General features: G+C 37.2%; 18 protein-coding genes. 7 read left to right on the top strand and 11 right to left on the bottom strand.

What is annotated here, in order from left to right:
* The first annotated feature begins 91 nt into the window (after window positions 1-91).
* From HHT355_RS13835 to HHT355_RS01560, 3 genes are read left to right on the top strand one after another with little or no spacing between them, the layout of a single operon-like run.
* Window positions 92-220, top strand: coding sequence for a hypothetical protein (locus HHT355_RS13835; protein WP_278320027.1), 129 nt, complete (start codon window positions 92-94; stop codon window positions 218-220).
* On the top strand, window positions 160-348 hold the full coding sequence (locus tag HHT355_RS01565) for a DUF2164 domain-containing protein (RefSeq protein WP_330403357.1): 189 nt from the start codon (window positions 160-162) through the stop codon (window positions 346-348). The genes HHT355_RS13835 and HHT355_RS01565 overlap by 61 nt, the downstream gene beginning before the upstream one ends.
* A 58-nt stretch (window positions 349-406) precedes the next feature.
* A complete protein-coding gene (locus tag HHT355_RS01560) occupies window positions 407-943 on the top strand; it encodes a DUF2179 domain-containing protein (protein WP_103201702.1) in 537 nt (178 codons plus the stop codon).
* Between the two features lie 33 nt (window positions 944-976).
* On the opposite strand, the gene HHT355_RS01555 is transcribed toward HHT355_RS01560, so the two are convergent.
* Together HHT355_RS01555 and HHT355_RS01550 are read right to left on the bottom strand one after the other, a co-directional pair.
* A complete protein-coding gene (locus HHT355_RS01555; protein WP_242967489.1) occupies window positions 977-1,411 on the bottom strand; it encodes a YolD-like family protein in 435 nt (144 codons plus the stop codon).
* A gap of 13 nt (window positions 1,412-1,424) precedes the next feature.
* Entirely contained in the window at window positions 1,425-2,954 is a 1,530-nt protein-coding gene (locus tag HHT355_RS01550; RefSeq protein WP_103201700.1) for a Y-family DNA polymerase, read from the bottom strand.
* A 255-nt stretch (window positions 2,955-3,209) separates the two neighbouring features.
* Here HHT355_RS01550 and HHT355_RS01545 point away from each other — a divergent pair, with 255 nt between their 5' ends.
* The 3 genes from HHT355_RS01545 (at window position 3,210) to HHT355_RS01535 (ending at window position 4,619) form a co-directional block, all read left to right on the top strand.
* A complete protein-coding gene (locus HHT355_RS01545; RefSeq protein WP_103201699.1) occupies window positions 3,210-3,413 on the top strand; it encodes a hypothetical protein in 204 nt (67 codons plus the stop codon).
* A gap of 160 nt (window positions 3,414-3,573) precedes the next feature.
* Window positions 3,574-4,284 carry an AzlC family ABC transporter permease gene (locus HHT355_RS01540; RefSeq protein ID WP_103201698.1) on the top strand — a complete coding sequence of 237 codons (711 nt, stop codon included), beginning with the start codon at window positions 3,574-3,576 and terminating at the stop codon, window positions 4,282-4,284.
* A 26-nt stretch (window positions 4,285-4,310) separates the two neighbouring features.
* Entirely contained in the window at window positions 4,311-4,619 is a 309-nt protein-coding gene (locus HHT355_RS01535) for an AzlD domain-containing protein (protein ID WP_170124933.1), read from the top strand.
* A gap of 68 nt (window positions 4,620-4,687) precedes the next feature.
* Here HHT355_RS01535 and HHT355_RS01530 read toward each other — a convergent pair whose 3' ends face one another.
* From HHT355_RS01530 to HHT355_RS01520, 3 genes are all read right to left on the bottom strand, one after another.
* Window positions 4,688-7,381, bottom strand: a complete 2,694-nt coding sequence (locus tag HHT355_RS01530) for a GH36-type glycosyl hydrolase domain-containing protein (protein ID WP_103201697.1) — start codon at window positions 7,379-7,381, stop codon at window positions 4,688-4,690.
* A 204-nt stretch (window positions 7,382-7,585) separates the two neighbouring features.
* A complete protein-coding gene (gene bglS / locus HHT355_RS01525) occupies window positions 7,586-8,497 on the bottom strand; it encodes a beta-glucanase (RefSeq protein WP_278320026.1) in 912 nt (303 codons plus the stop codon).
* Window positions 8,498-8,708: 211 nt separating this feature from the next.
* Window positions 8,709-8,963: a hypothetical protein gene (locus HHT355_RS01520; protein ID WP_103201696.1), complete on the bottom strand. Its 255-nt coding sequence runs from the start codon at window positions 8,961-8,963 to the stop codon at window positions 8,709-8,711.
* Between the two features lie 71 nt (window positions 8,964-9,034).
* On the opposite strand from HHT355_RS01520, the gene HHT355_RS01515 reads away from it, so the two are divergent.
* A protein-coding gene (locus HHT355_RS01515) for an IS3 family transposase (protein ID WP_456298587.1) occupies window positions 9,035-10,187 on the top strand; the annotation gives its coding sequence in 2 pieces (ribosomal slippage) (window positions 9,035-9,306 and window positions 9,305-10,187; 1,155 coding nt in all).
* Between the two features lie 193 nt (window positions 10,188-10,380).
* On the opposite strand, the gene HHT355_RS01510 is transcribed toward HHT355_RS01515, so the two are convergent.
* The 6 genes from HHT355_RS01510 to HHT355_RS01485 all read right to left on the bottom strand — a co-directional run bounded on the left by HHT355_RS01510 (window position 10,381) and on the right by HHT355_RS01485 (window position 18,078).
* Complete coding sequence (locus tag HHT355_RS01510) at window positions 10,381-11,430, bottom strand: ABC transporter substrate-binding protein (protein ID WP_158245855.1); 1,050 nt, start codon at window positions 11,428-11,430, stop codon at window positions 10,381-10,383.
* Between the two features lie 433 nt (window positions 11,431-11,863).
* Window positions 11,864-12,727: a carbohydrate ABC transporter permease gene (locus HHT355_RS01505; protein WP_103201693.1), complete on the bottom strand. Its 864-nt coding sequence runs from the start codon at window positions 12,725-12,727 to the stop codon at window positions 11,864-11,866.
* Window positions 12,727-13,710 carry a carbohydrate ABC transporter permease gene (locus HHT355_RS01500; RefSeq protein ID WP_103201692.1) on the bottom strand — a complete coding sequence of 328 codons (984 nt, stop codon included), beginning with the start codon at window positions 13,708-13,710 and terminating at the stop codon, window positions 12,727-12,729. Before HHT355_RS01500 ends, HHT355_RS01505 begins: the two co-directional genes overlap by 1 nt.
* A gap of 80 nt (window positions 13,711-13,790) precedes the next feature.
* Complete coding sequence (locus HHT355_RS01495; RefSeq protein WP_103201691.1) at window positions 13,791-15,206, bottom strand: sugar ABC transporter substrate-binding protein; 1,416 nt, start codon at window positions 15,204-15,206, stop codon at window positions 13,791-13,793.
* A gap of 114 nt (window positions 15,207-15,320) precedes the next feature.
* Window positions 15,321-17,036, bottom strand: a complete 1,716-nt coding sequence (locus tag HHT355_RS01490) for a sensor histidine kinase (RefSeq protein WP_103201690.1) — start codon at window positions 17,034-17,036, stop codon at window positions 15,321-15,323.
* Window positions 17,020-18,078, bottom strand: coding sequence for a response regulator transcription factor (locus HHT355_RS01485; RefSeq protein ID WP_103201689.1), 1,059 nt, complete (start codon window positions 18,076-18,078; stop codon window positions 17,020-17,022). The genes HHT355_RS01490 and HHT355_RS01485 overlap by 17 nt, the downstream gene beginning before the upstream one ends.
* Window positions 18,079-18,116: the final 38 nt, after the last annotated feature.

Genomic DNA, 18,116 nt, shown 5'->3' with positions numbered 1-18,116 from the left:
CTAATGCTAATCGATGGCAATCACCTTGCTAACCACTTATATCTTGTTATTCTGATATTAGTATTCAATATAAGCAAAGGAAGGTATAACAATGAATAGTTTTTATCATAGAGGAAACATAGAACTAAGCAATGAGGAAAAAAACAACTTATACAGGATATCATATATTTCTTTGAAACAGAAAGAGATGAGAAACTTGGAATTATCGGATCTGAAATGATTTTGGACTTTTTTTTAGTTTCCCTTGGACCTGTTATATATAACAAGGCTCTTGATGATGCAAAACGCTGGTTTGACAAAAGGTTTGAAGACATAGAAGCTGATTATTATTCACTTTATAAGGAATAAAGATTATAAAATGAATTTTGACAAATAATAATAATTAAAATAAGCGAAGGAGTCATGTATGAATTTTCTAATAAAACTGAACGGTCCGCTTTTGTATTTGATTATTTTTGTTGCAAAAACGGTAGAAATAGCTATTTCTACAATCCGTTTGGTATTTGTCAATAAAGGGGAACGGGTTAAGGGAGCCATACTTGGTTTTATAGAAATAATGATCTGGTTATTGGTTGTAAGTTCTGTTCTTAACAATATTGCAGAAGACCCTTTAAAAATAGTTGCATATGCAGCCGGATACTCTTTTGGGGTTTACATGGGAGTATCTATCGAATCAAAAGTAGCTATCGGTCTTGCGTCTATTCAAGTAATTGTTGATTCGAAAGCAGGAGCTGCATTGGCCGAAAGACTGCGTGACAACGAATTTGGCGTTACAATTCTTGAAGGAAAAGGTAAAGACAACAGCATCAAAACTCTTCTTTTTATTCAGCTTAAAAGAAAGAAAATACCTTATGCTATTAAACTAATAAAAGAAACTAATCCTAATGCATATATAAGTATTAATGACGTAAAATCAACTTTTGGCGGATTCATTAAAAAATGATCAGCCAAAATTATTATATAGAAAAGTCATATATTAAATTTCCGTTGAAATTCCTATTATTTCATATATTGGAATTTTAGAACCGTCCTTAAGTATTATTTTCCTCTCATATTCATCAATCTTTTTAACATTTCCTGTGACGGTGACATATTTGCCTCCGTCTTTGTTTAAATCCGGCACAAAATACGTGATTATTGCATAGGGCTGCTCATTAATTTTATTTTTCAAAAATTGCAGTCTTTCATCAAGCATGGCTATAGTGTCTTTATCAAGTTCTATGCGTTCATCAACAAACCTTTCTGTTTCGCTTATCGCATCATCGTATCCTGTTAATGCCGAAAAAGGAGAAAACTGTGCAGCCCGGTCAATAAGCGGCATCCTGGGCCGTGTCTGTGATTGATGGTGAGGCAGATTAATTATATCATCATAACGGTGTTCGTCATCTGAATATAGATTGTTCCTATTCACCGCTTCCATCTCCTTACGCTTTATGACCGCCGATTTGCTCGTTTCTTTGTTTGGCTGTAGCTCCTTCAAGTAAATTTGCTCCTTTAAGAACCGCATTTTTACCGTAACGCTTTTTAATGCTTAATATGGCTTTTTGCATATTTTTTTCCTTTTCGAGCAGCTTTTCTTCCTGCTTCCTTTTCTTTATAAGCTCTGAATAATCGGTGAAAAGATCGAGCTGCTCATATGATTCTTCCTTATTTGCGATTTTTTCATCTGTCACATGATTAGCCCCAATAGTAATTCTTCTTATCAGCAGGTTTTTATCCACAATTCGGTCATATAATTTCATAACAGCATCTGTAATCAATCTGGCAGATGAGGTGGGTTTGTCCAGGTTTGCAGTTCCGTGGGCATGTTTTGGTACTCTTCTGCCGTAATTATCGATAGTGACCTCTCCTTTGTAGTTTTTTGCTTTCTCAGGATCAGAGAGATTTTCAACATCATATCCGATTGTCAGCACCATCTGGTCTGTTACCAGCCCTTTATCCACAAGATCCAATGCCAGTAAATCTGCCATTTCACGAACAACCAACTTTGCCTTTTCAAAATCATAGGGGCTTTGCAGTACCTGGCCGGAGCTTATGCTGTTGGTACTGGGTTTATATTCTTTGATATGTTCTATCGTACACGGCTCCCAGCCCCAGGCGTGGTCAATTAAAAGCTCAGCATTTACCCCAAACAGTTTATATAAAAGATCTTCATTATAATAATCATCACCTTTCCCTATGGAACAACGGGCAATATCACCCATTGTATACAGGCCGTGTTCCTCCAGTTTTCTAGCGTAACCTCTGCCTATCCTCCAAAAATCAGTCAAAGGCCTATGGGTCCACAACTTTTTTCTGTATGACATCTCATCCAATTCCGCAATACGGACCCCGTCTTTGTCTTCGGGAATTTTTTTTGCCATTATATCCAGTGCCACTTTACACAAGTACAAATTCGTACCTATACCTGCAGTTGCAGTAATACCGGTACTTTCACGTACATCCAAAATTATTTTCTTTGTCAGTTCCCTGGCTGACATATTGTATGTTTTCAGATAGTCAGTAACATCCATAAAAACTTCGTCTATGGAATAAACATGTATATCCTCAGGTGCTATATATTTCAGATAGACCTGGTATATTCGGGTACTGTATTCCATATAATAAGCCATTCGAGGAACGGCTGTTATATAATCAATTGCAAGCTGGGGATTTTCTTTCAGTTCAAGGGCATCATACGAAGAGCCGGTAAATTTACGGTCGGGAGCATTAAGAAGGCGCCTTGCATTGGCTTCCCGTACCTTTGCCACAACCTCAAATAACCTTGGCCTTCCGGGTATTCCGTATGCTTTTAACGAAGGCGATACCGCAAGGCATATGGTTTTTTCTGTCCTGCTTGCATCGGCTACTACCAAATTTGTAGTCATAGGGTCAAGCCCGCGTTCAACACACTCCACGGAGGCATAAAATGACTTAAGGTCTATTGCTATATATGTCCTGTTTTTATTTGTCATATCCCATGCCTCCTTACTCGTTAATTCAGATTAAATTTGATATTTATATACTGCTAAATCTATTTTATCCAAAAGATCTTAATTTTTCAATTAGTCTTCCTTTTGCAGTCTATACCGGCTTTCCCAGCACTTGATATCCATGTGCTGTTATTAAGAGTTACTGTATATTCTTAAAATTTGACTTTTCATATATGAATAACTATAATTTACATATAATTTCCCTTAAAACTCAGAATGCAATGGAGGACTGCCGTAATGGATAAGTTAAAAAGTGTTATAAAATACCTTTTCCTTTCTGTTTTTGCTTCTGCCGTATACTGGTTATTAAATTATTCTACCGGTAAAGAAGTAACTGTAAAAACTTTGATTATATTGGCTGCCGCTTTATTTGCATGCTTTTGCTTATTTGCATTTGCCTTGCCGGCTCTTCGCAAATTTTGGCACCAAAATAAAAATTAACTGCGGTTAAAGCCTGTATAATTTGTCTGATATCCGTCATTTTCCCTGTTTCTTAAGTTATTTGGATAATGTATGTCACCTAAATATCTAAGACTGTCTTTTGCAGCATGTTATATATGTCAACAGCATTCCGATTATATAGCCGAACGGAGTTTTAGTTATGAATAGCAAATGGCGAAAGGATTTTACATACGGATTAAAGAGAGGGCTGCCTATTGCTTTAGGATATGTCCCTGTTTCATTTACTTTCGGTCTTATGGCCGTCTCCGGTGGAATACCCGTTTGGATGGCTGTTTTCATATCATTGTCAAATCTGACTTCCGCAGGACAATTTGCGGGGACAAACTTAATAATAAACGGTGCAGGTTTTCTGGAAATTACCCTTACAACATTTATTATTAATATCCGTTATTTACTTATGTCTTTATCTATGACGCAACGGCTGGATCAGAAAATGAATCTGCCAAAACGGCTTTTGATTGGCTATGGCGTTACAGATGAAATTTTTACTGTCGCTTCCATGGAGCAAGGAACTCTCACATTTCCTTATCTCACAGGCCTTATTTTGGGCCCGGTACTTGGTTGGACTTCCGGAACCGCCCTGGGCGCCGTAATCTGTTCAACCCTTCCGGAAAGCTTAAGCAGTGCCATGGGAATAGCCTTATACGGAATGTTTATAGCTATAATACTTCCGGCAGCCAGAAAATCAAAACCGGTCATCATAATAATTGCTATATCCGTTGTCGTTGTATGTATACTGAAATATATCCCGCTATTTAATTTTATTTCCTCTGGATTCAGGATAATAATTGCAACAATTATCGGTGCCGGAATCGGCGCTTTACTGTTTCCTGTTGAAGAAAATATATAACCAGTACAAGAAAAGGAGCCGTAATCATGAATATAAAATATGCATTTATCGCGGTTATACTTATGGCAGTCGTAACATATATTCCAAGAGTACTTCCGATTGTTATATTCCGAAAAGAGATAAAGTCAAAATATATAAAATCCTTCCTTAAGTATGTGCCTTTTGCCGTATTGGGTGCCTTAACATTTCCGGACATACTATATTCCACAGGAGACATGACCACAGCCATATGCGGTACCGTCGCAGCAATTATACTTGCATACAGGGGAAAAAGTTTGACGGTAGTTGCCCTGGGGGCAATCTGTACGGTCTTTGCAGCCGGATTGATTTTTTAATGGTGTCAGGCACTGTTAACAAAATTTGAACAAAATTGTTCACAAAATGTTAACAGTGCCTGACACCATTAAATTAACCAAACCTCAATATGATGTACTTTTTCCGAATCTAAGCGTTCAATTAAATCTTTATCTATTTGTATTAAACCGCTCAAATTTTTCCCGTCCAAAGCGATTTCTGATATTTTATAATCCCCGTACTCTTTGTTATTTTTGTTATAATAAGTAACCTTGAACTTTTTATTGCTAAAAGTAAAACTTACACTTGCTTTTTTCTCATCGTCAAACTGCTCCTTAAGAAGTTTCGGTCCCAACATAAGATTTCCGTAACTTCCTTTTATACCGTACATCTGGGTAAGTACGGTCAAAAGCAACCAACTGGCAGATCCGGTAAGATAATGATACATACCTTCGCCTTTATCATTGATATATTCGGTTATTCCAGGATAAGCCTTGCTTTTTTCAAAATTACTAAGGTGCCTAAAGAGGCTTTCGATAGCTTTAAAACCTGCTCTGACAAAATTCCTTTTATACAGGGCGTAAGCGTACATTACGGCCATATGGGAAAATACAGCCCCGTTTTCCTTATGCCCGTAAGCAAATCCAAACATCCTTCCAAGATCGGTTTTAAGTTCTTTAAAATCGGTATTTAAACGATATCCACCGACCTTTTCATCATAAAGATATTTATCCACAGCTTCGATAATCTTATGGATTTGCTCATCGGTTGCGGTCCCTGACATTACGGTAAACACCTGGCCTGTAAGCATCAAACGCACACCGGACGGTGCATCGCCCTCTACCTGCCTTCCGTTATTGTCATAATATCCGTTAAACCATGAGTAACCGTCCGAATTTGTAATCCACTCTTTTTTTCTGATATGAGTTTTTATCCATTCACTCATTCTTCGAAGTGCATCCGACAGTTCCCTGCAGTCAACTGCCTTTTTTTCTCCGCTGATATAGCTTTGGCACTGCTGATTGTAAGCATTTAACACTTCTTTTTTCTTATTAACGTCATCATAATGCTCCGGATCAAAGTTTAAAAGCATTTCTATTTCTTTGGCAATATTAACAGCTTTTATATCTGTTTTTTCAGTCAAATAATCTATTAAATCCGCCAGGTCCGATAAGTTGCCGGCATATAATGCGGTAAAAGCTACGCTTTCTCCTCTTTCTTTAGCCATATCCAAAGCATCGTTCCAATCAGCTCCCCGAAGCCTTATATGGTTATGTTCACCCACGTCATAAAATGCAGTCAAATTCTGCAGCAATATATGTTCCAATATACTCCCTTTATATACCTCACCGTCTTTGGTCCGAAGCAAACTTCCTTGCTCAGGGTCCCAGTCTAAGTCTTTCTTATCACTTCTGTATATTTGTGCGTCTTTAAAATACTCTTTTTCTTCCAGCAGTATCTCAATATCGCCTGTTTGCTCAATATATAATTTAGTCGTAATTAAAGGCCATACACCATGGTCCATCCAAACCCTGGTTATATTATTCCTGTCGGCTATAAACTCACCGGGTTTGGTACCGATAATAGTGGCATTGGTTCCGTCTATCCTTACTCCCCCGAAATTATTTAAAATCATTTCCCTTACGCCTGCCGGATTCATAATAAGCAGGGCAAGGCAGTCCTGCCATAAGTCTCTCCATCCCCTTCCGCCTTTGCCGTAATCATGATGGGGTAGGAAAGAACATCCGTATATCCTTCTTAGTATGGGTTGAAATGTTACCCAATACATCCAGTTGTCAAATTCCTTATTTCCTGTTTCAAACTTTATATTTACTCTGGACTTCCAATACTCTTTTGATTCCCCCAAAGCCTTATGAAATCCTGCTTTTGAAAGATATTTTTCTGCCGTATAAATTAATTCCTTTTCATCGTTGCCGTAACCTAATACGAGATAAAAGGCCTTTTCTTCACCGGGCTTAAGACATATTTCTTCAAACCGGATTCCGCCCATGGCTTCGTATCCGTTAACTGCATATCCGGAAGGAACAGGCTTAACATGATCCGTTAAGATTGCTTCTGGATGTTCAAAATTTCCGCCGTCACCTATAAACTCAGCCACAGTAGGATAAAAGCCAGTTATATTAACCCCATCGGCACTACCAAAAAAGCCATATAAGACCTCATTCTTTCGATGGCCTCTTTCGTCAAATTTAAGGGTGGGATTTACTATAACCCCGTTATCAACTGTTTTTATCCTGTGAAGTAAAGAAGTAACATGCCTGTGATCCCTGATATTATCCGCCGACCTTCCATAGATGGGAACTGCTGCCGTTGCGGTAAACTTCAAATCACCCGAACCAAGATTTGAGATTACAACTTCCATTAGCTCTACGGTATCTTTGCTGCATGGAACAAAGGATGTTACTGTCGCTTTAATTTTTACATCTTTATTATACCTTGTCATCCTATGCCACAAGATACCTGCTTCAAGCACAGTTTCTTCCTTATCCTTACTGAAAACCTTAAGCTGCTGCCTTGCAGATACCCCTGTGGCAGACCAGGGGCCATATCCCTCAATATTAACCCAAAAATTTCTTGTACTTCTGTTATTATGCAGGTTTTCAATGCTGACAGGCTCCAGCCAGAAATAATCCTGTCCGATCTTTGAATCCCCGCCTAGATAAGGGGTTACACAACTCATTACACCGCTTTCATTGGCAAGCGGAAAGTACAAAATATTTGTACTTTCCGGATTGTCCAGATAAAAAGTCCCGTATTCATCCAAAAATCTGTATTTCTTCATGCAAATAATCATCCTTTTTAAGTAATATACATTAACGGTTATTCCTACACGTATATTGATTTATGAGAATTGCTTGGTTTAAATATAAAACAGATAAATAAGCTATTATTATGATAATGATGATTTATTTTACTTTAAACGGTACTGAGCAAATAATTAATAATCCTAATTATAAAAGTTTTTACCCTATCAATTTATTTAGAATCAGTTGTCGCTAAGATCATACTGAGTTATACGGAACCAGTCATACTCTGCAGTAAGAGGCACGTTGCCGTCAAAAGGATTTAACCATTCATCAACACCGATACCCGGCCATACATTCATCATAACCTTACCGGGAGTGACAGGAATATTTTCCGTTGCGGTATGTACCGGCTGTCCGTCCACATACCATGTAATTGAATCCGGCAACCACTCAAATGCGTATGTATGGAACTCCTCGGACGCATCAAAGCCTAAATCATAGACAAATTCATGATTTCCCTGTCCGTTGGTAAAATAATTAAACTGAATCTTGGTTGTGTCTTTTCCGAGGAACTCAATGTCTATTTCATCCCAGGGATTATTATCGCTGGGACCGGTATAGATAAAGAAAGATGACACTACCCCGTCATTCTTAATAGGTTTCATTCTGACTTCAAATAATCCATAATGATAAAAATTTCTTGACCTGTACTCTGCACCGGACCATTTCGGACTTGCATTTTCTCCGTCATCGTCTATTCTTAATTTCATAATACCGTTTTCAAAAGTAATATTGGCCTCTCTCCAGGTACAGTCAAACATTTGACCGTTTGACCAACCGTTTGCTATTTCAAACAATTTGGGATCATGCTCCTGTAAATCAACTTCCAGTACATTGGACTTACCTTCTGTATTCATGTCTTTTTCCTCCAATTCATTATTATCGATAATTTCTTCATTATCGGCAGCCGGATTCTCCTGATCTGCAAGGTTTTCTTCGGTCAACTTTTCCTCACTGTTTTGAATATTTTCCGCCTGTTCCATTTCACTGTCTTCTTTCTGATTATCTACTTTTATGTCCTTTTTTCCGCACCCGGTCAAGATAATCGCAGCCATAAAGATTATTCCTGCTTTTTTCAAAAATTTAACCATTCCTTTCCCTCCTACCTTTTTATTAATATTTTGTCACAGCAATATAATAAATTTATCACTGATTATTGTATCTATACATAAGAAAACATTGAAGTATACAGAATTATGAAATTCATGGACAAAATTATCATTAAGAGCATAATAAAAACTCTATTGCACGGATGGGCTGACTTTCACCAGTATCCAAAGCAACAGAGTTATGTTTGTCAAATTATTGAGCAACTAAACCTTCTATAAATTCATCCTGGTTAATTTCCCCTGCCATCAGTTCATTAAGTAAATAGTAGTATTGTGCCGAAAGCTCCTCCGACATAATCTGATCATAAGCTGGATATAAAATTCTGTCATTACTTATTTTCCAGCAATCATAAAGCAAAGGGAACCGTTCTGCATCAATTTTTTGATCCTTATATACGGGTATGCCTCCTCCGATTTCATTTATAATATTATCCGATATTTCACGCATAATATCGATGTACTATAATGATACCAGAAATTAAGACAGACAAAACGGCCAAAATAAGTTAGAATGGAACTATGGAAAAGAGAAGAAATTTTACACCGGAAGAAAAAGCAAAAATAGTGATTGAGGTCTTAAGGGAAGAAAGAACGCTGAATGAGATTGCTGCCGAATATGAAATACATCCGAACCAGCTAAGTCGCTGGAAGGCAGAATTCATAAGCAATGCAGGCAGAGTTTTCAGCAAGGAAACTGATGAAGTAGAGAAGGTCAAACAGTCGTATGAAAAGGAGAAGGACGAACTGTTTAAGCAAATTGGACAACTTTCATATGAGGTTGCCTGGCTTAAAAAAAAATCTGGCCGACTCTAAGTCCCGTGAAGACCGCATGAAGATGATTGACAGAGAAGAAAAGAAACTGAGCATCACAAAGCAAGCCGAACTGTTGGGAATTAACCGTACAAGCCTTTACTACAAGCCGGTTCCAGTAAATGATGAGGAATACCTGATTAAGCGTATTATTGATGAGATTTACACGGCTCATCCGGAGTATGGCTACCGCAGGATGACGAATATCCTGAACCGGGATTATCACATTCATATCAATCGAAAGCGAACCCGGCGTTACATGAGGGAAATGGGGATCCATGGTTTCTGTCCTGGACCTAATCTTAGCAAACGTCTGCATGGCAAGTATTTGTATCCGTATTTGCTGAGAGGCTTGAATATTGATCATCCAAACCAGGTATGGTCTATAGACATAACATACTGCCGGATGAAACGTGGTTTTATGTACATGGTAGCCATTATAGACTGGTATTCCCGGTATATTGTTGGATTTGAGTTATCAAATACTTTGGAAAGGACATTTGTATTAGAGGCAATAAAAAAGGCGATCAAACGGTACGGGAAACCTGAAATTATGAACAGTGACCAAGGTTCACAGTTTACCAGTGATGATTACATAAACTTACTAAAAAGTAACAATATAAAAATTTCAATGGATGGGAAAGGAAGAGCACTGGATAACCAAAGGATAGAGCGCTTCTTTCGATCTTACAAGTGGGAAAAGCTTTATCTTGAGGATTGCGAAACAGGGCACCAACTCCGGCAGATTACCAGGGATTATGTTGAATATTATAACAACCGGAGACCTCATCAGTCGTTAGACTACAAAACGCCAGCAGAGTATTATTTCGGGGTTTACAAACAGTTTCAGGCAGTCGTATAAAACCTTGGGGCTCTGCCCCAAACCCCGTCCTCGCCGGAAGGCAGCCGGTCTGTCATGACAGACCGGAAAGAAAAATGATGTATGTGTATTGGATGTCAAGGGTCAAGATGAACTCGCTTACGCTCGCCCTTGACATCCTCAGACATAGTAAATAAATGTAAAATATAGAAATTTAAAGAAAGGAGAATCTAACTTAGAAAAGCTGAAAAATTGTCTTGACAATGGGGGGCATTATATACATATCTACCAAAAAATCATATTTCGGTATTACACCCTCTTTATTAATCACAAATGTATCTACAAAGCCTCCTATGCCTTCAGCTTCATTATCGTTTGGAAAGGGAATTACATCCACTTTCCCCTGGATATTTGATAATTCGCCCTCCAGCAATGCGGTTGCCCAGCTCCCGTAATACAGCATTGCACCGTTACCCTGTGCAAATGAATATGCTGCATAATAAGCATCGCTTTCAAGATAATTGTTTTGCCATGCTTTCATAAAGACCAAATCACTTAATTTGACGGCAGCTTCTTTGAATTGAGATGTCCGGAATAAATTATAGTCTCTGACAGCATCAAAAATATTCCTTCCGGAATCTTCTCCCTGAACTAAACTCATATAATAAAGCGAAGACAACCAGGGCTCCTTGGCTCCAAGTATCATGGGCACTTCGTTTTTTTCCTGTAAAGCCTTTATAGTTTCAAGGAATTGGTTATAATCTTTCGGGTATTTTAAATTATTCCTCTCAAAAATTTCCCGGTTGCAAAACAAAACGGCTGTCCAGCCAAAAAGCGGCAAAGCATACGTTTTACTATCAAACGTAAATGCATCCATACCGCCTTCTATGATTTCCTGGTCTATCTGCTTTTTTTTGAGCGCCTCTGTTAAATCATATATCATGCCGGCATCAACAAGCCTTTTTAATTTGCTAAACCCCCACCAAAAAAACATATCCGGAAGGCTGTCGGTCATTAAGGCATTGTTTATAGCAGTTTGATAAACCTCATTCTTATAAACAGTTATTTCAAATTTTATGTTCGGATAAATTTCTTCATATTTTTTTGCAATTTGTTTTAAAACATCTTCGGTATCTCCATGGATGGTCCAGACACGGATTACCTCTTCAGATTTCTTATCAACGTCAACGTCTCTCCAGATAAAATTGGAATATATTTTTATTATAAAAATAAACAGGATTACTCCCAAGCAAATCAAAAGAATTGTTAATTGTCTGCTTTTCAAACTTAATGACCACCTTTCAGATATGGAATCCGAACAATAAGATTATAGCACATTCATTTTCTGCCAATCAAGATTATGCACAAATAAGTGGCCGCAAAAAAAATAAAATTATATCATCTGACTAAATATTACAAATACTATTTAAAAAAAATTATCGTCCGGTAAAAAATTTTTAAGATTTAGCACAATAATTTTTCAATGTTAAATAAAAATGTTCAAGGCAAAGCGAGTTTGATTGGTCTGCCAAAATGATATTTGAATTAATTAAATACAACAAATAAGGCGGGATTCAAAGAATCCCACCCCAACTATTGCAAAAGATCCCATAAAAACAAAGGGGACGCATAATTAAACGAAAGGGATATAGATACAACTTAAGGTTATATCTATATCCCCGATAAAATTATGCGTCATCCCCTTTGTCACGAACTTATTATCCCTTTACCGCACCTGCGGTCATACCTGTAATAAAGTGCTTTTGCAGTCCGAAGAATATAATCAGAACAGGCAGGGTAGTCACACATCCTGCTGCCATAAGCAAATCATATCTGTTTTGGTAGTTTCCTACATACAAGCGGATACCGACCGGAATTGTTGCCACATCGGTTGATGTAGTTAATGCCCAGGCAAATAAAAGTTCATCCCAAGCCATGAGGAAAATGTAAATTCCGGTAGCAATAATGCCTACCCTTGCCAAAGGCAAAACCACTCTTACAAAAGCGCCTATCCGGCTGCACCCGTCAATAATTGCGGCTTCTTCAAGTTCCACCGGTATGCTGGCAAAAAATCCTCTTAAGATCCATATACTGAAAGGAATAAAGAATGCCGAATATACAATAATAATTCCCGGATAGGTATTTATAAGCCGGATTCCTAAGGTTTCCTGTATCTTTATAAACATCAGATACAGGGGCAGCAAAAACATAATTCCGGGAACCATCTGTGTTGCCAGTACGGTTGCGCCAAATAAGTTTGAACCCGGGAATTTATAGCGGGCTACCGCATATCCAGCTAAAGTTGCAATAATTAAAGCAACCGCTGTAGTAGATGCACATATTATTACGCTGTTTTTAAAATACTGAAAAAAGTTTATGTTTTGCCACATCTCTATGTAATTTTCGAAATGGGAAGGAACGGTATACTTACCCGTTACTATCTCATTCTGAGTCATTAGGGATGTTGCAACCATCCATAAAATCGGAGCTATTGCAAAAAACACAAAAAGGAAAAGTATTGTATTTGCCAATATATTGTAGATTTTTTTCCGTTTTTTATAATTGATTCCGGTTTTTCTCATTAATTATCTTTCACCACCAAATCATCCTGGAATACTTTATACCATACAGCAACCAGCAGCATGACACACAACATAACAATAACCGTAGCTGCGGCTCCTGTTCCAAATTGCCATATCTGGAAAGAGTTTCTGTTTATATTGGTCATTAACAAATCTCCGTATTTGCCGGGGAAACCTGCACCGTGGCCAAACATCATTGCCACAATATTAAAGGAATATACATAGTTAATGATACCGTTTAGTATCTGGATGGATAAAACCGACCTAAGCATAGGCAAGGTTACATGCCTAAATCTTTGCCAGGCGTTGGCTCCGTCTATTTTGGCGGCTTCATAGTATTCATCCGGAATCTGCTGAAGCCCTGCCAAAAACATTAACATTACAAAAGGAACCTGTCTCCATATGGTAGGGATTATAATAGCGACCAAAACCATTGGTCCTGTAAGCCAGAAAGGCTTTTTGGGCAATATATGTAAAATATCAACCAAGACTCTGTTAATGATTCCGTCGTTTTGCCACATGAACCCCCATAACATACCTACAACAAAGGAAGGGACTACCCAAGGTGTCATAAGAAGGGTTCTAGCAAGGCCTCTTAGTTTGAAATTTCTGTTTAATAAAATAGCAAGAAGGAGAGAAATGCAAATAACAGATACACTACATATAACTCCGAATATTGCCGTATTTCTTAATGCATCCAAAAATCCCGATCTGATAGTACTGGTAGGGTCAAATAAAACAGCTTTATAATTGTCTAAACCTATAAAGGGAGCTTTTAAAAACTGTTTTAAAGTGAATTGGTTTAATTTTAAAAATGACATTAATATACCCGATACTATAGGTACAAGATGTATAAAAATCATTCCGATTATTGCCGGTGTTATTAACAGGTAAGCAAGCTTATTCTTTTTTATTTTAGTAAACAGCCCCTCTTTTTTTATTAGTTCGGGTTTATAAATTTTCCTTCTTTTTCTGTGCTGCATACATACACCTCTTATAAATAATCCGCTGCAATAAATATAATCATTGCAGCGGTTATTCTAATTTAAACAATTAAAACTTATTATTGCTGACTGTAAATAACCGTACACTCGCTTGCCGTCTGATCCAGGAATTCTTTTGTTCTGTTCGGATCATATTCACCATATACGCCCATGATATTATCCCAAACATTACTGAGACCTTTTTGCAGAACTGTCTCTGAAGGACCCCATCCTGCAACTGACGGATAAGCCTTACCGTACTGGAGCTGCTCTTTAAATGCTACTCTTAACGGTTCTTCTGTTACAAACTCTGTTTCATAAGCCGCCTTAACAGTCGGAAGATTTCCGCAGTATCTCTGATATGTAATCTGTGCATCGGGTGTCATCAAATATTCCAAAATCCGATATGCGGCTTCTTTATTCTTTGATGTTTTAAATACACATAAATCGCTGCCGCCGAAGAATACATATCTACCTTTAGGACCGGCAGGGAAAGGTGCTGTTCCGATCTTTTCTGCTACTTCAGGAACTTCTCTTCTTAAAGTATTGATGTGATAAGCACCTGAGAAAATTATTGCAGCATCACCGGAGTTAAAGATTGCTTCAACTTCTGCAGAATTCTTCTCCAGGTGAGGCATACTAAGAAGCCCTTTAATAGCCAACTCAGAGTAGAATTTTACACCTTCAAAAGCTTCAGGAGAGTTTATAATACTGGTCTTTAAATCATCAGCTATAAAGTCACCGCCTGCGCCCCAAATCCAAGGTGCATAGTTATGTATAACGTTCCAGTCATTCTTACCGGGCATTATAAGCGGAGCAATTTCCTTACCGTCTACAACAAGACCTTTTAATTTTTCCAGTGCCTGTACAAAAGAATCCCAAGTTTCAAAATCGGTTTCAGGATTAACTCCGGCCATTTCACAATAGTCTTTTCTGTAGAATAATGCTCTGGTATCAATAAACCAAGGTGCTGCGTATCTTTCTTCACCCATGCCTAAAATCTGGGTTGTGGGAAGTGTAGCTTCAACAAATGCTTCTTCTCCACCGAAACGATCATAAATACCTGTTAAATCTTCCAGGGCTCCCATGGCTGCTACGGCTGCCACTTGAGTGGTTCCCAATTGTGTAATATCAGGTCCTTCTCCACTGGTTGCTGCTGTTGTTATTTTTGTCCATGCAGAACCCCAGTCAAGAACCGTAATCTCAACCTGGATATCAGGATTTTCGGCTAAGAACGGCTCTAATGTTGCTCTCAAATCTTCTTCCGGTGCGCCGCTGTTAGGCATAATCCACATGGTAACAGTTGTTACTTCGCCACCGGCCTGCTTATCTGAGTCATTGCTTTTTTTCTCATTATCTTGTTTGTTTTCGTTTTGTGTAGTTTCATTTTTTACATCGCTTTGCCCCACGTCTGTAGTCTCCTCTTTTTTGGAGCAAGCAGCAAAAGTACCTAATACCAAAACAGATATCAGGACAAATGCCAATAATTTTTTCATAATCAATCCCCCTTATTTTTGATGAATTAATTATAAAATAAATGCAAATTTCCTATAACCACGTAAAATTACGATTTAGGGGGATAATATTCCTATATGTAAATTAATATTTTATCAGTACATCCTAAGTATAATTCTTGTGTAGCAATTGGGTTCTGACTGAATTTCCATTAAATTCTTTATATCTTTGGTATCGTATAATAGAGCCAGCCTGTTTAATACAGACCTAAGCCCAAACCCTGATTTAGTTTCCAATTGTTCACCTCTCATAACCCTGTCTATTGTATCTTTGCTCATTCCTACTCCGTCATCTTCGACTATAATTTCTGCATATTCTTCTCTTTTCCTTGCTGTAATTGATATTTTAATGGGTTGTCCCATTTCTTTAATTCCATATTTAATACTGTTTTCTACAAGGGTCTGCAGGGTCATTTTGGGTATTTGTAAGTTTATTAGTCCATCATCTATATCACATTTAAATTCTAAAATATTGGGATTTCTGATTAATACAATTTTTATGTAATCCCGAACAATATTAAGCTCATTTTCCAGTGTTATAATATCATTTCCCCTGTTTAAGCAGGCCCGGTAATAACTGGCCAATGTTTGAATAAGCTGATTTGCGGTTTCCTTTTCTTCCACACTTATCAATATGCTTGCAGCGTTAAGAGTATTGTATAAAAAATGGGGCTTGATCTGATGATTTATTACTGACAGTTCCAGCTGCCTTTGCATTTTCTCCTTGTTTTTAACATCTTCAAGCAATCCTCTGATCTGCGTCATCATTTCATTGAGAGCATTTGATATATCGTCCGCCTCCGTATAATATTTTTCATTGGGGAATTGAATGTCCAGATTTCCCTTAACGGCTATTTCTTTTGCCCTTAACGCAATTTCTTCAAGGGGGCCGATCACTCTTTTATTAAGAACAAGGGACGCAATAATCGTAAATTCAATAATTATGATAAGCATAAATATAATGGCAAACTCAATATTAGGGCTGAATATTGACTGTCTGGATAGGGCCGCAATAACTCCCTGTATATTTGCCATTTCCTTTATCCTAAACTTGTCCGGCAACCTGCTGTCCTTATCGTTTATAACTCTTATAACATCTTCGACTGTATCATCTTCAATATCCTGAGGAAAAGTTAAAATTTCGCCGGCAGCACTTTGTATATAGATTTCTGTATCCTTTTGCAAATATTGGTTTATGTCAGGTATCAACTGATTAATGTCCATAAAAATAATCAAATATCCCAGATGCTCCATACTGGTTTTGGATTTAATATTTACAACAAAATAAAAGGAATTTTCATCGCTTATTCCGTTATCTGTCCCTATCTCCCAGTATGACCCGCCTCTTTTTATTATGTTGTCTTTCAAATTAAAAGTTTCTGCCATTTTCGATTGATCGACATTATAAACGGGGTACTTATATTCAGACACCACAGAATCTTCTAAGACAATATGAATTGAAGATATATCATCCTGCTCAGCCATCCGTTTCATCAAATATCCGCCAAGCAAATTGTTTCTGATGTCTTCTTTCCTTGTGAATATTTCATGAAATTCGTCGTCAATGATTAGCTCATCACAAAACTTTTTTATGTCATCTAACCTGGTATTTATTATATATGTTATTATTCTTAGAATCTGTTCGCTGTTTTGGGCTCTCCTAAATTTAAGTTCTTTTCCCGTTATACCGATAAACAAAAAAATCCCAAGTATAAAAGATATTATCATGACGCGGATATAGCTGCCTATTAATACATTGGTTATAGTGGCATTAATATGCTTTCGTTTAAAAATTTTATTCAACCATTTCATAATACTCACACTCGGATTTCTTATATTCGTATGGCGTCATATTACAGTATTTCCTGAATAATTTGGCAAAATATGCAGTATCGGAATACCCAAGGAAGTTACTGACCTCATAGATTTTCATATCCTTTTCCTTAAGCAGGTACTTTGCCCGTTCCATTTTCATCCTTGTTACATAATTCAAAAAATTCTCCCCTGTTTCCTGCTTAAATAAACTGCATAAATAGTTCTTGCTTATTCCCAAAGCATCACTTACTTCCGCCAGACCAATTTTTTCGTCTATATGTTCAATTACATAGTTGCAGGCAAGCCTTATAATATTGTTATCATAAATAAGATAGTTTTTTTGCAAAAGCTTAAAAATTCTTGTTATTTCCTGTTTAAATTCAAGGAGTATGTCTTCTTTTGTAATATACCTCTCCTTCTTTAAATTAAAGTAGACATTCAGCTTTTCTATCTTGTTTAAATTACTGAACTTCTTATTTACTTTATCTATAATACTTTCAAGTATATAAAAAAAGCGATAACATGTTCCGCTGATATCTTTCTCCCCATATTTCTTTTCTTCTTCAATTATCTCTTCCATAATCTGAAATGCCGCATCATCATTTTTTATTACCGCTTCTATCAGTTTTCTGTCCAATTCACTGTCAAAATCCCTGTTTACGGTAATTGTAAGCTTCTCTCTGATTTGCTCAAGCATTTCGCATATTTGGCTTTCTATAATCGGCTTTATGATATACCCCATTACCCCGTAATCTATTGCCGTTTTTGCATATTCGAACTCTTCATAAGCAGTTAAAATGACTATATGGGGCTTATATTTCTTTTCATTTACTTTTTTTATAAATTCAATGCCGTTCATGATAGGCATTTCAATATCGGTAACAGTCAAATCAATTTTATTATTCTCAAGTTGTTTTAATGCCTCGATTCCGTTTTGCGCCTCACAAACCACCTTAAAACCGTATTTTTCCCAGGGAATCAATTTTTTTAGGCCCATTCTTACTATAGGTTCATCATCTACTATCTGAACGTTAAACATAAACCCCCTCCTCCTATAATAAACCCATCTCTGATTAT

Origin of the sequence: Herbinix hemicellulosilytica (assembly GCF_002904165.1) — a bacterium.
GTDB lineage: Bacteria > Bacillota > Clostridia > Lachnospirales > Lachnospiraceae > Mobilitalea > Mobilitalea hemicellulosilytica.
This window is presented reverse-complemented; position numbering and strand designations above follow the sequence as displayed.

Bases quoted from the DNA above. Each gene is read 5' to 3' on its own strand.
- HHT355_RS13835 (WP_278320027.1), top strand. From the start codon at position 92: ATGAATAGTTTTTATCATAGAGGAAACATAGAACTAAGCAATGAGGAA.
- HHT355_RS01560 (WP_103201702.1), top strand. From the start codon at position 407: ATGAATTTTCTAATAAAACTGAACGGTCCGCTTTTGTATTTGATTATT.
- HHT355_RS01550 (WP_103201700.1), bottom strand. From the start codon at position 2,954: ATGACAAATAAAAACAGGACATATATAGCAATAGACCTTAAGTCATTT.
- HHT355_RS01545 (WP_103201699.1), top strand. From the start codon at position 3,210: ATGGATAAGTTAAAAAGTGTTATAAAATACCTTTTCCTTTCTGTTTTT.
- HHT355_RS01540 (WP_103201698.1), top strand. From the start codon at position 3,574: ATGAATAGCAAATGGCGAAAGGATTTTACATACGGATTAAAGAGAGGG.
- HHT355_RS01535 (WP_170124933.1), top strand. From the start codon at position 4,311: ATGAATATAAAATATGCATTTATCGCGGTTATACTTATGGCAGTCGTA.
- HHT355_RS01530 (WP_103201697.1), bottom strand. From the start codon at position 7,381: ATGAAGAAATACAGATTTTTGGATGAATACGGGACTTTTTATCTGGAC.
- bglS (WP_278320026.1), bottom strand. From the start codon at position 8,497: ATGGTTAAATTTTTGAAAAAAGCAGGAATAATCTTTATGGCTGCGATT.
- HHT355_RS01520 (WP_103201696.1), bottom strand. From the start codon at position 8,963: ATGCGTGAAATATCGGATAATATTATAAATGAAATCGGAGGAGGCATA.
- HHT355_RS01505 (WP_103201693.1), bottom strand. From the start codon at position 12,727: ATGAGAAAAACCGGAATCAATTATAAAAAACGGAAAAAAATCTACAAT.
- HHT355_RS01500 (WP_103201692.1), bottom strand. From the start codon at position 13,710: ATGCAGCACAGAAAAAGAAGGAAAATTTATAAACCCGAACTAATAAAA.
- HHT355_RS01495 (WP_103201691.1), bottom strand. From the start codon at position 15,206: ATGAAAAAATTATTGGCATTTGTCCTGATATCTGTTTTGGTATTAGGT.
- HHT355_RS01490 (WP_103201690.1), bottom strand. From the start codon at position 17,036: ATGAAATGGTTGAATAAAATTTTTAAACGAAAGCATATTAATGCCACT.
- HHT355_RS01485 (WP_103201689.1), bottom strand. From the start codon at position 18,078: ATGTTTAACGTTCAGATAGTAGATGATGAACCTATAGTAAGAATGGGC.